Below are 12,835 nucleotides of genomic sequence, written 5' to 3' on the forward strand. Positions count from 1 at the left end.
CGCTAGCTGAGGATGACGCTCCGCGTGAGGTTGCGGGGGCGGTCCGGGTCCTGGCCGCGGGATTCCGCGAGGGCCACGGCGAGGCGCTGGGCGCGGATGAGGTCGGCGAGGGGGTCCGCCTCCTGGCGGGCGACCAGTTCGCCGCCGACGCGGGCCACATCGGCCGCGAGCCCGTCCGGCAGCGTGCCGAACATCCAGGCCACCCGGCCGGGTCCTGTGATGGAGATCGGCCCGTGGCGGTACTCCATCGCCGGGTACGACTCCGTCCAGGCGCCGGCCGCCTCCCGCATCTTCAGGGCGGCCTCCAGGGCGAGACCGTACGTCCAGCCCCGGCCGAGGAACGTCCACTGCTCCGCCTCGACCACCGCGGCAGGCAGCGGCTCGGCGACCGCGAGTTCCGCGTCGACGGCCGCCTCGGCCACCGTCTTCAGGCCGGGGATGTGGCCGAGCCCGGCCCGCAGGAAGGCGAAGGCCGTCGTCGCGAAGCGGGTCTGGACGACCGACTCCTCGTCCGCCCAGTCCAGGACCGCCACGGTGTCCGCCGCGTCCATGACGGGGGTCTTCGGGTCGGCGGTGAGGGCGAGTGTCGCAACCGTGCCCTTGAGGCGGGTCAGGAGGTCCAGGACCTCCGTCGTCGTGCCGGAGCGGGTGATCGCGACGACCCGGTCGTACGTCCGCCCGGCCGGGAACTCCGACGACGCGAAGGCGTCCGTCTCGCCGAGTCCGGCCGCCTCGCGCAGCGCCGCGTACGCGATGGCCATGAACCACGACGTCCCGCACCCGGTGACGGCGACCCGCTCACCGGGCTGCGGGAGCCCCTCGAAGCCGGCGGCCGCCTCCACCGCCCGGCGCCAGCAGGCGGGCTGGGTGGCTATCTCTGCTGCGGTACGCGACATGCGCAAAGGCTCCTCGTCAGTGCAGTGCGGGACTGGTGCGGGACTCCCGCCATGGTCATCGGCGGGACCGCCGTTGCACAAGTGATACGCGGGTGGTGTAGACCTTGTGTCCGGACTCGGGGGAAACTCGCAGTTCAAGTGGAACGTGGAAGCAATGAGGGTGGGACAGCTGTGCAGCGGCGCGTGACAGGTCTGACCGCGGCGGTGGCCGCACTGGGCATGGCGGGCGTGCTCGCCGGCTGCGGCGGTCCCGGCGACTCCGGCGACGTCACCCTCAAGCTGGTGGCCGCCGACTACGGCGACTCCGCGGCGAACAGCTCGAAGAAGTACTGGGCCGAGGTCGTCGAGGGGTTCGAGAAGGAGAACCCCGGCATCAAGGTCGACGTGACCGTCCACTCCTGGAACGACGTCGACCGCGAGGTCAAGGACATGGTCAAGAAGGGCGAGGCCCCCGACCTGGCGCAGATCGGCGCCTACGCCGACTACGCGGCGCAGGGCAAGCTCTACGAGGCCGACGAGCTCCTCTCCATCGCCACGCAGGCCGACTTCCTGGCCCCCCTCTCGCAGGCCGGCGAGGTCAACCGCATCCAGTACGGCATGCCGTTCGCCTCCTCCACGCGTCTGCTCTTCTACAACACCAAGCTCTTCAAGGACGCGAACCTCACCCCGCCGCAGAGCTGGAGCGAGCTCCAGGCCGACGCGAAGGCGCTCAAGGCGCGCGGCGTGAAGATCCCGTACGCGCTGCCGCTCGGCCCCGAGGAGGCCCCCGCCGAGACGCTGATGTGGATGCTCAGCGGCGGCGGCGGTTACACCGACAACGTCGGCTCGTACGCCCTGGACTCCCCGCAGAACGCCAAGACGTTCTCCTGGCTCAGGGACGAGCTCGTCGGCAAGGGCCTGACCGGGCCGACGCCGCCGGCCGAGCTGAACCGCGCCGAGGCGTTCGCGGCGTTCTCGCGCGGCGAGGTCGGCATGCTCAACGGCCACCCGACGCTGATGAAGATGGCGGCCAAGAAGGGCGTGAAGTTCGGCATGGTGCCGGCGCCCGGCGTCAACGGCAAGGCGCAGGCCACGATGGGTGTCGCCGACTGGATGATGGCGTTCAAGCAGAACGGTCACCGCAAGGAGGCCGGCAAGTTCCTCGACTACGTCTACAGCAAGAAGAACGTGCTCGAGTTCTCGAACGAGTACGACATCCTGCCCGTGACGACCTCCGCCTCCGAGGCGATGGCGAAGGACCGCGGCCACACCCCGCTCGGCGAGTTCCTCAAGGAGCTCCCGACGTCCGAGCTGTACCCGGTGGGCAAGACGTCCTGGGCGCAGGTCTCCGCGGACATCAAGAAGGACATCGGCAAGACCGTCGGCGAGGGCGGCGACCCGAAGTCGGTGCTCGGCCGCATCCAGACCCGGGCGATGACCGCGGAGAACGCGGAGTAGCGGGTGCAGTGGCTGTAGCGGCTGTAGCGGCTGTAGCGGCTGTAGCGGCGGCCGTGCCGGACTGTCGGACGCGGCCGGTAGCGTGGCGGGCATGAGCGATCAGGGGCCGAGCGAGCAGGGGCCGGAGGGGCTCTCCGAGCGGGACCGTGCCGTGCTCGCCCTCGAACGGCGGCCGTGGCCGGGCCCCGGCGCCAAGGAGCGTGCCATCCGCGAGGAACTCGGCATGGTGCCGGTGCGCTACTACCAGGTCCTGAACGCCCTCCTGGACGACGCGCGGGCGCTCGCCCATGACCCGATTACGGTCAATCGGCTGCGCCGGGTGCGGGAGTCCCGGCGCGCCGAGCGCTGACGCGGCTAAGGTCGGGCCCATGGGTGACCCTACGTACTCGCTGTCGGACCTGCCCGAACCCCCCGGCCTGCCCGTACCCGTGACGTCCGCGGGATGCGACGGGCTCGCCGCCTTCCTCGCCCGGCCCGAACGTGCCGTCGTGGCGCTGGACTTCGACGGCACGCTCGCCCCGATCGTGCCCGATCCCGAGCAGGCGCGCGCCCACCCGGACGCCGTGCCGGTGCTCGCGGCGCTCGCCCCGCGCCTGCGGTCGGTGGCCGTCGTCACGGGCCGCCCGGCGGGCGTCGCCGTCCGCTACGGCGGCTTCGCGGGCGTGCCCGGCCTGGAGCACCTCGTCGTCCTCGGGCACTACGGCGCGGAGCGCTGGGACGCCGTCACCGGCACGGTCCGCGCCGCCGAGCCGCACCCCGGCGTCGCGGCCGTGCGCGCCGAGCTGCCCGGCTTCCTGGACGGGATCGGCGCCTGGCGCGGCACGTGGATAGAGGAGAAGGGCCGCGCCGTCGCCGTGCACACGCGCCGGGCGCAGGACCCGCAGGCGGCCTTCGAGGCGCTGCGCGAGCCGCTCGGCGAGCTGGCGAACCGGCACGGGCTGATCGTCGAGCCGGGCCGGCTCGTCCTGGAGCTGCGGCCGCCCGGCATGGACAAGGGCGTGGCCCTCGCCGAGTATCTGCGCGAGGTGGGCGCCGAGTCCGTTCTGTACGCGGGCGACGACCTCGGCGACCTGCCCGCCTTCGGCGCCGTCGAGAAGCTCCGTTCGGACGGTGTCGCGGGCCTGCTCGTGTGCAGCGGCAGCACGGAGGTCGAGGAGCTGGCCGGGCGGGCCGACCTGGTCGTGGACGGACCGCTGGGTGTCGTACGGCTGCTGTCGGCGATCACCGCCAGGCTGCCCTGACCGTCTGCTCTGACCGCTGCCCCGACCGCGCGGGCGCCTCAGCCCGCGCGTCTCAGCCCGTCAGGGCCCGCAGCTGGTCCAGGAACCACTGCGCGGGCGGCAGCGCCGTCGCCGCCGCCGCGAGGCGCTTGGTGCGCTCGGCACGCTCCTCCGGAGACATCACGAGACCCGCGTGCAGCGCCTCAGCGGTGGCCGTCACGTCGAAGGGGTTCACGGACAGCGCGTCGTCGCCGAGCTCCTCGTGGGCGCCCGCCTCCCGCGAAAGGACCAGCGCGCAGCCCTCGTCGGAGACGACAGGGACCTCCTTCGCGACGAGGTTCATGCCGTCGCGGATGGGGTTGACCAGCGCCACGTCCGCCATGCGGTAGGCCGCGAGCGAGCGGGCGAAGTCGTCCTTGACGTGCAGGACCACCGGGGTCCAGCCGTCCGTCCCGTACGTGGCGTTGATGTCCTCGGCGACCCGGGAGACCTCCGCGGTGTACTCGCGGTAGACCGCCAGGTCCTGCCGGGACGGGTAGGCGAAGGCGACGTGCACGACGCGCTCCCGCCACTCGGGGCGGGTGTCGAGCAGCTCGCGGTAGGCGTGCAGGCCCCGCACGATGTTCTTGGACAGCTCGGTGCGGTCCACCCGCACGATCAGCTTCCGGTTCTCGCCGTCCTGCCGGCCCGTCTGCTCCCGCAGCGCCCGCATCCGCTCCTCGACGTCGTCACGCCGGGACCGCTCCCGCAGGAAGTCCGCGTCGGCGCCGAGCCCGTGCACACCGATCCGAGTGCCCGAGGTCCCGCCGACGATCCGCACACAGCACTCGGTGAACGCGTCCGCCCACCGCCCGGTGAGGAACCCGAGCCGGTCGGCGCCGAGCATCCCGCGCAGCAGCTGCTCGGCCACGTCGTCCGGCAGCATCCGGAAGTAGTCGGCGGGCGCCCACGGCGTGTGCGAGAAGTGGCCGATGCGCACGTCGTCGCGGAGCTCCCGCAGCATGCCAGGCACCAGCGCCAGGTGGTAGTCCTGCACGAGGACCGCGGCCCCCGGCCCCGCCTCCTGGGCGAGCGCCTCGGCGAACGCCCGGTTGTACGTCTCGTACGCCGCCCACTGTGCACGGAACTCCGGCCCGAAGGCCGGTTCCAGCGGCGTCTGGTAGAGCAGGTGGTGGACGAACCACAGCACCGAGTTCGCGATGCCGTTGTACGCGTCCGCGTGGACGGCCGCGTCGATGTCCAGCATCCGTACGCCCGGTTCCCCGACGCCGCGCCGCACCGCCTCGCGGTCGCCGTCGCCGAGCGCCGCGCACACCCACAGGGCGTCGGCCTCGTCACCGATGGCGCTGAGCCCGGAGACCAGGCCACCGCCGCCGCGCCTGGCGGTCAGCCGCCCGTCCTCCTCCACGGTGTACGAGACGGGGCCGCGGTTGGACGCGACGAGTACCTGCGCTGCTGACGAACCGTGCTCGGAGACCATGTGGCAAAACGTAGCCCGTCCCGGGGCCGGGCAAACGTACGGCCGGACTCCGCCTGGCCGGGACCGGTCACGCCACGCGGCGGTGCGCGTACTCGGCGACGCCGCTCATGGGCGGCCGCTCCTCCGTGTCGACGGCGTACGTCCGCGGCACGAACCCGTCCTCGCCCCTCTCGAACTGCGTGAGCTCGGGGCGTACGAGGTGGCCGCGGGCGAGCCGCAGCTGTGCGGTCCGGTAGATCGCCGCCGCCATCCGCCCCAGCGCCTGCCCGTCCTGGTGCCGGTGCTTGCGCACCCCCACGTCCACCTGCGCCAGCGCGTCCAGGCCCACCGTGTGCAGCGCGTCGACGAGCAGGCCGAGCTCCACGCCGTACCCGACGGGGAACGGCAGCCGCTCCAGGAGCGACCTGCGGGCCGCGTACTCGCCGCCGAGCGGCTGGACGAACCCCGCCAGCTGCGGCCAGTGCATGTTCAGCAGCGGCCGCGCCATCAGCTCCGTCACCCGGCCGCCCTGCCCGGCAGCCTCACCCAGCGGCCGGTCGTACATCGCCTTCACGAAGGCCACGTCCGGGTCGGTGAGCAGCGGGCCCACGATCCCCGAGACGAAGTCCGCGGAGAACTCCCGCAGGTCGGCGTCGACGAACGCGACGATGTCACCGCTCGTCACGAGCAGCGAGCGCCACAGCACCTCGCCCTTGCCCGGAACGGCCGGTATGCGTGGCAGGATCTCGTCCCTGCGGACGACCTTGGCGCCCGCGGCCGCCGCGACCTCGGCCGTGCGGTCCGTGGACCCGGAGTCGATCACCACGAGCTCGTCGACCAGCGGAACCTTCTCCATCAGCTCGCGGCGTATCTCGGCGACGATCTCGCCGACCGTCCCCTCCTCGTCGAGTGCGGGCAGCACGACGCTCACCGAGGCGCCGCAGGCGCGCTTGGCGTCGGTCAGCCGGGCCGTCGGCCGGTCGTCGACGGACCAGGAACGCCTGCTGAGCCAGCGCTCGACCTCTTCCAGCACGGTCGCGGTCCTCCCATAGGTGTTCGATGTGACCCATCTCGCGGTTCGGACGACTATCTCAAGGGTCCGGGGCTTCGGTTACAGTCTTGAACAACGCCGGTGACCATCGCATGTCGGGGTCACCGCCGCGTTGAGATCGACAACTGAAACCCATAATCGAAAACCGCTCATCCAGAGGGGCAGAGGGAAACGGCCCGTTGAAGCCCCGGCAACCCTCCCGCCGACCGCGAGGTCACGGTGGGGAAGGTGCCAATTCCGTCTCGCGGCGAGATGCGTCGCGAGGAAGATGAGGAGAAAGGGCCTCGCCTCCATGGCTGTGCAGACTGTCGCCACCGAAAGCACCACCCCTTCCGTCGACCTCGGGCCCGCCTCCGGCCTCTCCTGCCGTGAGTGCGGCACCAAGTTCCCGCTCGGCCCGATCTTCGCCTGCGCCGAGTGTTTCGGCCCCCTCGAAGTCGCGTACGACCTGCCTCTCGGCGACCCGGAAGCCCTCCGCAAGCAGATCGAGGCAGGACCCGCCAACATCTGGCGCTACGCCCCGCTGCTCCCCGTCCCCGCCGACGTGGCCGACAAGCCGAACCTGAACCCCGGCTGGACCCAGCTCGTCAAGGCCGACAACCTCGCCCGCGAACTCGGCGCCGAGCAGGGCAAGTTGTTCGTCAAGGACGACTCCGGAAACCCCACGCACTCCTTCAAGGACCGCGTCGTCGCGCAGGCCCTCGAGGCCGCGCGCGCCTTCGGCTTCACCACGCTGTCCTGCTCCTCCACCGGCAACCTGGCCGGTGCCGTGGGCGCCGCCGCCGCCCGCGCCGGCTTCCGCTCCTGCGTGTTCATCCCGCACGACCTGGAGCAGGGCAAGGTCGTCATGGCCGCGGTCTACGGCGGTGAACTCGTCGGCATCGAGGGCAACTACGACGACGTGAACCGCTTCTGCTCCGAGCTCATCGGCGACCCGCTGGGCGAGGGCTGGGGCTTCGTCAACGTCAACCTGCGGCCGTACTACGGCGAGGGCTCCAAGACCCTCGCGTACGAGATCTGCGAGCAGCTCGGCTGGGAGCTGCCCGACCAGCTCGTCATCCCGATCGCGTCCGGCTCACAGCTCACGAAGATCGACAAGGGTCTGAAGGAGCTCATCGCGCTCGGCCTGGTGGCGGACAAGCCGTACAAGATCTTCGGCGCGCAGGCGGAGGGGTGCTCCCCGGTGTCGGCCGCGTTCAAGGCCGGTCACGACGTCGTGCGCCCCCAGAAGCCGAACACCATCGCCAAGTCGCTTGCCATCGGCAACCCCGCGGACGGTCCGTACGTGCTGGACATCGCGCGCCGCACGGGTGGTGCGGTGGAGGATGTGAACGACGAGCAGGTCGTCGAGGCGATCAAGATTCTCGCGCGCACGGAAGGGATCTTCGCGGAGACCGCGGGGGGTGTGACGGTGGGCGTCACGAAGAAGCTCTTCGAGGCGGGGCTCCTCGACCCGGCCCTCACCACGGTCGTGCTCAACACCGGGGACGGCCTGAAGACGCTGGACGCTGTCGCTGAGACTTCGCAGGCCACGGCGACGATCAAGCCCAGTCTCGAAGCGTTTCGCTCCGCGGGGCTCGCCGACTAGTCGCCGTAGGGCCCGAGGTCCGCTGTCGACCGCGGGTCGTGGTCCGTCCTCGCGCAGTTCCCCGCGCCCCTGAAGGGGCGCCACCTGACCGTCCCCCTCAATCACCGAGGTGAATCCATGAGCGTCAACGTCCGTATCCCCACCATTCTGCGCACCTACACCGGTGGCAAGGCCGAGGTCGTCGCCGAGGGGGCGAATCTTGGTGAGGTCATCGCCGATCTGGAGAAGAACCACACCGGCATCGCCGCCCGCGTCCTGGACGACCAGGGCAAGCTGCGCCGCTTCGTCAACGTGTACGTGAACGACGACGACGTCCGTTTTGAGCAGGGCCTGGAGACGGCCACGCCGGACGGCGCCGGTGTCTCGATCATTCCCGCCGTCGCCGGCGGCTGATCTTTTCGCAAGCACCCTGCGTTATCTGAATTGCCCCCTCCGCGAGAGAAACGGAGGGGGCAATTCTGCATGGTTGAGCGCGGTACAGTTGGGAAGCGTGCTTCGCCGTCAGTGCCGAGTGCATATACGAAGTCGGCCCGGAGCCGACAAGAAGTAGCCAAAGAGCGCTGCCCATTTGAGCCTTATGCCGCTTTTGCCTGGCCCGACTTGCCCTGAATTCCGGCGAATTCTCCGCATATTACCGTTCGGGCGTGCCCAGAATTCTCGTCCGATTGACCTGTTGCAGACGGCAGTTGGACAGATACATTCAGCGGCGGTCGACGCGTTCCGGCGCACACCCCCAATCAGTGGGGGGTGAGGTCTGACCCGGGTCCGCGAAGTGCGGTCCTGTGCAAGGGCCAGTAATAGGGGAGTTAGGCATGGCTCAGGGCACCGTCAAGTGGTTCAACGCGGAGAAGGGGTACGGCTTCATCGCGGTCGACGGTGGTGCGGATGTTTTCGTCCACTACAGCGCGATCCAGATGGACGGCTACCGCACCCTTGAAGAAGGTCAGCGAGTCGAGTTCGAGATCTCGCAGGGCCAGAAGGGTCCGCAGGCGGACATGGTCAAGCTCGCCGTCTAGCTCGGCGCGATCGACCACCGAAGCAAGTAGCGCGAGGGGCTCGTATCCCGACAGGGGTACGGGCCCCTCGTGTGCGTCCGGGGGCCCTCGTGTGCTTCGGGGCGAGCCCCTCATGTGCTTCGGGGCGAGCCCCTCATGTGCGTCCGTGCTCCCGCGCGCCGGGCGGATCTGGCGGGAGCACCTTGCACTCGTGGGGGTCGAGTGCTAATCATTGGGCTTAGCACTCTCCCAGTGAGAGTGACAGAACTTGGATCGGGTCGGTGAGGTCCGCAGGCCGAGTGGGGCAAGGAACCACACGGCACGCAGTCCGTCCGTCGCGGGCACCAGCACGGTCCGTTTGCTTTTCCACCCCGTCCGGGAGGACCACTTCACATGGCCAAGATCATCGCGTTCGACGAGGAGGCACGGCGCGGCCTCGAGCGCGGCATGAACCAGCTCGCCGACGCCGTCAAGGTGACCCTGGGCCCCAAGGGTCGCAACGTCGTCCTCGAGAAGAAGTGGGGCGCCCCCACGATCACCAACGATGGTGTGTCCATCGCCAAGGAGATCGAGCTCGAGGACCCGTACGAGAAGATCGGCGCCGAGCTGGTCAAGGAGGTCGCGAAGAAGACGGACGACGTCGCCGGTGACGGCACGACGACCGCGACCGTCCTGGCCCAGGCCCTGGTGCGCGAGGGTCTGCGCAACGTGGCCGCCGGCGCCAACCCGATGGCTCTGAAGCGCGGCATCGAGAAGGCCGTCGAGGCCGTCTCCGGCGCCCTGCTCGAGCAGGCGAAGGATGTCGAGACCAAGGAGCAGATCGCTTCCACGGCCTCCATCTCCGCCGCCGACACGCAGATCGGCGAGCTCATCGCCGAGGCGATGGACAAGGTCGGCAAGGAAGGCGTCATCACCGTCGAGGAGTCCCAGACCTTCGGTCTGGAGCTGGAGCTCACCGAGGGTATGCGCTTCGACAAGGGCTACATCTCGGCGTACTTCGCCACCGACATGGAGCGTATGGAGGCGTCGCTCGACGACCCGTACATCCTGATCGTCAACTCCAAGATCTCCAACGTGAAGGACCTCCTTCCGCTGCTGGAGAAGGTCATGCAGTCGGGCAAGCCGCTGCTGATCATCGCGGAGGACGTCGAGGGCGAGGCGCTGTCCACGCTCGTCGTCAACAAGATCCGTGGCACCTTCAAGTCCGTCGCCGTCAAGGCCCCGGGCTTCGGTGACCGCCGCAAGGCCATGCTCGGCGACATCGCCATCCTCACCGGTGGCACCGTCATCTCCGAGGAGGTCGGCCTCAAGCTGGAGAACGCCGGTCTCGACCTGCTCGGCCGCGCCCGCAAGGTCGTCATCACCAAGGACGAGACGACCATCGTCGACGGCTCCGGTGAGAGCGACCAGGTCCAGGGCCGCGTCAACCAGATCCGCGCCGAGATCGAGAACAGCGACTCGGACTACGACCGCGAGAAGCTCCAGGAGCGCCTGGCGAAGCTCGCGGGCGGCGTGGCCGTCATCAAGGCCGGTGCCGCGACCGAGGTCGAGCTCAAGGAGCGCAAGCACCGCATCGAGGACGCCGTTCGCAACGCGAAGGCGGCCGTCGAGGAGGGCATCGTCGCCGGTGGTGGCGTGGCCCTGCTGCAGGCCTCCCAGGTGTTCGAGAAGCTGGAGCTCGAGGGCGACGAGGCCACGGGTGCCGCCGCTGTGAAGCTGGCCCTCGAGGCCCCGCTGAAGCAGATCGCCGTCAACGCCGGCCTCGAGGGTGGTGTCGTCGTCGAGAAGGTGCGCAACCTGACCGTCGGCCACGGCCTGAACGCCGCGACCGGTGAGTACGTGGACATGATCGCCGAGGGCATCCTCGACCCGGCGAAGGTGACGCGCTCTGCCCTGCAGAACGCCGCCTCCATCGCCGCGCTGTTCCTCACCACCGAGGCCGTCATCGCCGACAAGCCGGAGAAGGCGGGCGCTGCCCCGGCCGGCGGCGGCATGCCGGGCGGTGACATGGACTTCTGATCGACCTCTGGTTGATCACTGTCCCGTACGTACCGAGGGCGGCACCCCTTCTCACGAAGGGGTGCCGCCCTCGGGCGTTTCCGGGTTACTTTCCGGGTTGTTTTCCGGGTTACGGCAGGCAGTCCGGGTTACGGCAGGCGGTCCAGAATCCAGGTGCAGAGTTCCTCGGTGACCAGGGTGTGGCCCTCGTTGCGGGAGGAGCAGAGGAATTCGTCCAGTTCGCTCTCCTTCTCCGCCGCGGCCGTGACGGGCTCGTACAGCTTCTCGTGGGTGTCGATGTCGCGCAGGGCGATCGCGCTGACCGTCGGTACGAAGCAGTGCTCGCGGAAGTCCGCCTCGGAGCCGAGGCCGATCAGCGCGGGGATCTTGTTCAGTTCGTCGGCGAGGATGCCGAAGCCCTCCAGGGTGCCGCCGGGCGCGCTGTCGATCTCGGGGAGGTTCGCGGTGCGGATGCGCGGCCTGCGCAGGGTCACCACGCGCAGCTGGGCGACGAGTTGGTCCTCGCCCGCCGACTGCGTGTACAGGTGGGTGCCGGTGATGGCGAGGCCCTTGCCGTGGAAGGCCTGCTCACCGGCCGGGACGCCGTTGTTCTCGCCGATGCGGGAGCCGTTGGCCACGCCGATCTTCTTCGGCCGCGAGGGCCAGCGGCCCACTCGGTCCAGCTCGGCGAGGAAGGTGCCGCGCTCCTTGTCCGTCTCGGGGGTGTCGCCCCACTCGCTGATGTGCTGCCACAGCAGCTGACGCGCGGCCGGGCTGTTCATCTGGTTCGAGAACGCCGCGTTGAGCCGCCGGATGTAGTGCGCGAACGACTGCAGGGCGATGGGTATCCAGGCGCCGCGGTGCGGGCTGTCGTAGGAGAAGTACAGGGCGGTCTGGTGGTCGTTCTCGCCGGTCCCGCCGGTCCCGCCGTCGTGCTCCATCTTGGCGAGCGCGTACCGCGTGACCAGGCCGCCCATGCTGAAGCCGCCGACGGTCAGCGGGTGGTCGCCGGTGCGGCGCGCGATGGTCTCCAGGATCGCGGCCCTGGCGACCTCGGCGTTCTCCAGGATCGACGCGCTCCGCTCGTCGAAGCCGAGCAGGATGACGTCGTAGCCGCGCTGCCGCAGCGCGCTGATGAACGGGTACGGGCCGCGCTCCAGGATCTCCCACGAGAAGTCCAGCTCGCTCGGCCCGCTGTTGAAGCCGTCGCCGAGGATGACCGGGCGGGTCAGGCCCTTCTCCTTGTCGGCGAGGTACACCCACGCGGTGCCGCCGGGCAGCGCCCACTCGTCGTCCGGCTGCGGGGCGGTGGCGGGGGTCTCGCGGGCCTCGCGGGGGCCCGGGGCCAGGGTGATGCGGGCGGCCGACCCGATCGCCTCGGCCACCTCCCGCTCGTCCATCTCCTGGAGATCGGGCTGGATCGGCTGGTTGGGGTGGGTGGGCTGGTTGGGGTGGTTGGGCTGGTTGGGTTGGTTGGGTTGGTTGGGTTGGTTGGGGTGGTTCGGCTGGTCGGGTTCGTTGCGCTTGGTCATGAAGGGTCCCCTCCGGTCGTGCCGTTGCGGTGACGTCCGGTGCCATCTTTGATACGTCGGGTAGTCGCCGACACCTGCTCGCGGCAATCCGCGCCTGGGCCGGGGCCCTTTCGGACAGGCCGAGTTCGGCCGCGTACGCGAGTGACGCGTGGGGCGGGGTGCCGTGGCCTGGGGTTGCGGGGCTCTTCCGCCGCTTCGCCCTCGTGGGGCGGCGGCGCGTCGGCCAACTCGACGCGGGCCGGCTGCCGCCGGGGACCGGCAACTCTGTCGCGAAGCCGGCCAGGGGCGGTGACGTTGGTGGGCCTGGGTCTTTGATGGTTGCCGGGGCCGCCCGGTTTTTTGCGGATTGTGGCGCCTCCGGGGCGGCAGTAAAGGGCGCTCCTGCGTCGCGTCGGCTGCGCCGATTCCGCTTCGCTCCACCCTTGACTCCCGCCCCTCCACCGCACGTTGACCTTGAGCCGGACGGCCAGGGGTGGGGGCTTCGGATTCCCTGGATGGGTCATCATCTTTCGTTGCCGGGTGCGGACCGGCCCAACGTGAGCCGATGTCACGGTCGCAGCTCGGCTGACTGCCCGGCCTCGCCGCTCGGGCCATCAGCATTCGTCGCCGGGTGCGGACCGGCCCAACGTGGGTGCCCGTCACGGTCGAGGCTCGGTCAC

11 protein-coding genes and 1 riboswitch are annotated in these 12,835 nt (G+C 70.1%); of the genes, 7 read left to right on the forward strand and 4 right to left on the reverse strand.

All coding sequences use genetic code 11. From position 1 onward, the window contains the following. Positions 1 to 2: 2 nt before the first annotated feature. Positions 3 to 896: a sugar isomerase gene (locus AB0N81_RS03160; protein ID WP_365355162.1), complete on the reverse strand. Its 894-nt coding sequence runs from the start codon at positions 894 to 896 to the stop codon at positions 3 to 5. 219 nt (positions 897 to 1,115) lie between these two features. On the opposite strand from AB0N81_RS03160, the gene AB0N81_RS03165 reads away from it, so the two are divergent. The 3 genes from AB0N81_RS03165 to otsB all read left to right on the forward strand — a co-directional run bounded on the left by AB0N81_RS03165 (position 1,116) and on the right by otsB (position 3,574). Further along, positions 1,116 to 2,333 (forward strand): extracellular solute-binding protein, encoded by a 1,218-nt coding sequence (locus tag AB0N81_RS03165; protein WP_365355662.1) that lies wholly within the window; start codon positions 1,116 to 1,118, stop codon positions 2,331 to 2,333. Positions 2,334 to 2,424: 91 nt separating this feature from the next. Beyond that, positions 2,425 to 2,682 (forward strand): DUF3263 domain-containing protein, encoded by a 258-nt coding sequence (locus AB0N81_RS03170; RefSeq protein ID WP_365355164.1) that lies wholly within the window; start codon positions 2,425 to 2,427, stop codon positions 2,680 to 2,682. Between the two features lie 19 nt (positions 2,683 to 2,701). Continuing rightward, the gene (gene otsB / locus AB0N81_RS03175) at positions 2,702 to 3,574 is read left to right on the forward strand and encodes a trehalose-phosphatase (RefSeq protein ID WP_365355166.1); all 873 of its coding nucleotides are present in this window, start codon (positions 2,702 to 2,704) and stop codon (positions 3,572 to 3,574) included. Positions 3,575 to 3,626: 52 nt separating this feature from the next. Here the strand turns inward: otsB and AB0N81_RS03180 are convergent, their stop codons facing one another. Both AB0N81_RS03180 and AB0N81_RS03185 read right to left on the reverse strand, forming a co-directional pair. Continuing rightward, positions 3,627 to 5,033, reverse strand: a complete 1,407-nt coding sequence (locus AB0N81_RS03180; protein ID WP_365355168.1) for a trehalose-6-phosphate synthase — start codon at positions 5,031 to 5,033, stop codon at positions 3,627 to 3,629. Between the two features lie 67 nt (positions 5,034 to 5,100). Then, positions 5,101 to 6,045, reverse strand: coding sequence for a glucosyl-3-phosphoglycerate synthase (locus AB0N81_RS03185; RefSeq protein ID WP_365355170.1), 945 nt, complete (start codon positions 6,043 to 6,045; stop codon positions 5,101 to 5,103). Positions 6,046 to 6,209: 164 nt separating this feature from the next. Continuing rightward, positions 6,210 to 6,338: riboswitch (SAM riboswitch) on the forward strand. Between AB0N81_RS03185 and thrC the strand changes: the two genes are divergently transcribed. The 4 genes from thrC to groL all read left to right on the forward strand — a co-directional run bounded on the left by thrC (position 6,332) and on the right by groL (position 10,665). Beyond that, positions 6,332 to 7,651, forward strand: a complete 1,320-nt coding sequence (gene thrC / locus AB0N81_RS03190; RefSeq protein WP_365355172.1) for a threonine synthase — start codon at positions 6,332 to 6,334, stop codon at positions 7,649 to 7,651. Its footprint overlaps the riboswitch before it by 7 nt. A gap of 117 nt (positions 7,652 to 7,768) precedes the next feature. Then, complete coding sequence (locus tag AB0N81_RS03195; protein WP_150184767.1) at positions 7,769 to 8,044, forward strand: MoaD/ThiS family protein; 276 nt, start codon at positions 7,769 to 7,771, stop codon at positions 8,042 to 8,044. A gap of 419 nt (positions 8,045 to 8,463) precedes the next feature. Next, positions 8,464 to 8,667, forward strand: coding sequence for a cold-shock protein (locus AB0N81_RS03200; RefSeq protein ID WP_005315736.1), 204 nt, complete (start codon positions 8,464 to 8,466; stop codon positions 8,665 to 8,667). 372 nt (positions 8,668 to 9,039) lie between these two features. Then, positions 9,040 to 10,665, forward strand: coding sequence for a chaperonin GroEL (groL, locus tag AB0N81_RS03205; protein ID WP_365355174.1), 1,626 nt, complete (start codon positions 9,040 to 9,042; stop codon positions 10,663 to 10,665). 128 nt (positions 10,666 to 10,793) lie between these two features. Here the strand turns inward: groL and AB0N81_RS03210 are convergent, their stop codons facing one another. After that, positions 10,794 to 12,176, reverse strand: coding sequence for a hypothetical protein (locus AB0N81_RS03210; protein WP_365355176.1), 1,383 nt, complete (start codon positions 12,174 to 12,176; stop codon positions 10,794 to 10,796). Between the last annotated feature and the right edge of the window lie 659 nt (positions 12,177 to 12,835).

The sequence above is a fragment of the Streptomyces sp. NPDC093510 genome, assembly GCF_040683555.1.
Taxonomy (GTDB): Bacteria; Actinomycetota; Actinomycetes; order Streptomycetales; family Streptomycetaceae; genus Streptomyces.

What these genes read in the sequence shown, in the direction of transcription:
- AB0N81_RS03160 (WP_365355162.1), bottom strand. Translation starts at nt 896, where the DNA reads ATGTCGCGTACCGCAGCAGAGATAGCCACCCAGCCCGCCTGCTGGCGC.
- AB0N81_RS03165 (WP_365355662.1), top strand. Translation starts at nt 1,116, where the DNA reads ATGGCGGGCGTGCTCGCCGGCTGCGGCGGTCCCGGCGACTCCGGCGAC.
- AB0N81_RS03170 (WP_365355164.1), top strand. Translation starts at nt 2,425, where the DNA reads ATGAGCGATCAGGGGCCGAGCGAGCAGGGGCCGGAGGGGCTCTCCGAG.
- otsB (WP_365355166.1), top strand. Translation starts at nt 2,702, where the DNA reads ATGGGTGACCCTACGTACTCGCTGTCGGACCTGCCCGAACCCCCCGGC.
- AB0N81_RS03180 (WP_365355168.1), bottom strand. Translation starts at nt 5,033, where the DNA reads ATGGTCTCCGAGCACGGTTCGTCAGCAGCGCAGGTACTCGTCGCGTCC.
- thrC (WP_365355172.1), top strand. Translation starts at nt 6,332, where the DNA reads ATGAGGAGAAAGGGCCTCGCCTCCATGGCTGTGCAGACTGTCGCCACC.
- AB0N81_RS03195 (WP_150184767.1), top strand. Translation starts at nt 7,769, where the DNA reads ATGAGCGTCAACGTCCGTATCCCCACCATTCTGCGCACCTACACCGGT.
- AB0N81_RS03200 (WP_005315736.1), top strand. Translation starts at nt 8,464, where the DNA reads ATGGCTCAGGGCACCGTCAAGTGGTTCAACGCGGAGAAGGGGTACGGC.
- groL (WP_365355174.1), top strand. Translation starts at nt 9,040, where the DNA reads ATGGCCAAGATCATCGCGTTCGACGAGGAGGCACGGCGCGGCCTCGAG.
- AB0N81_RS03210 (WP_365355176.1), bottom strand. Translation starts at nt 12,176, where the DNA reads ATGACCAAGCGCAACGAACCCGACCAGCCGAACCACCCCAACCAACCC.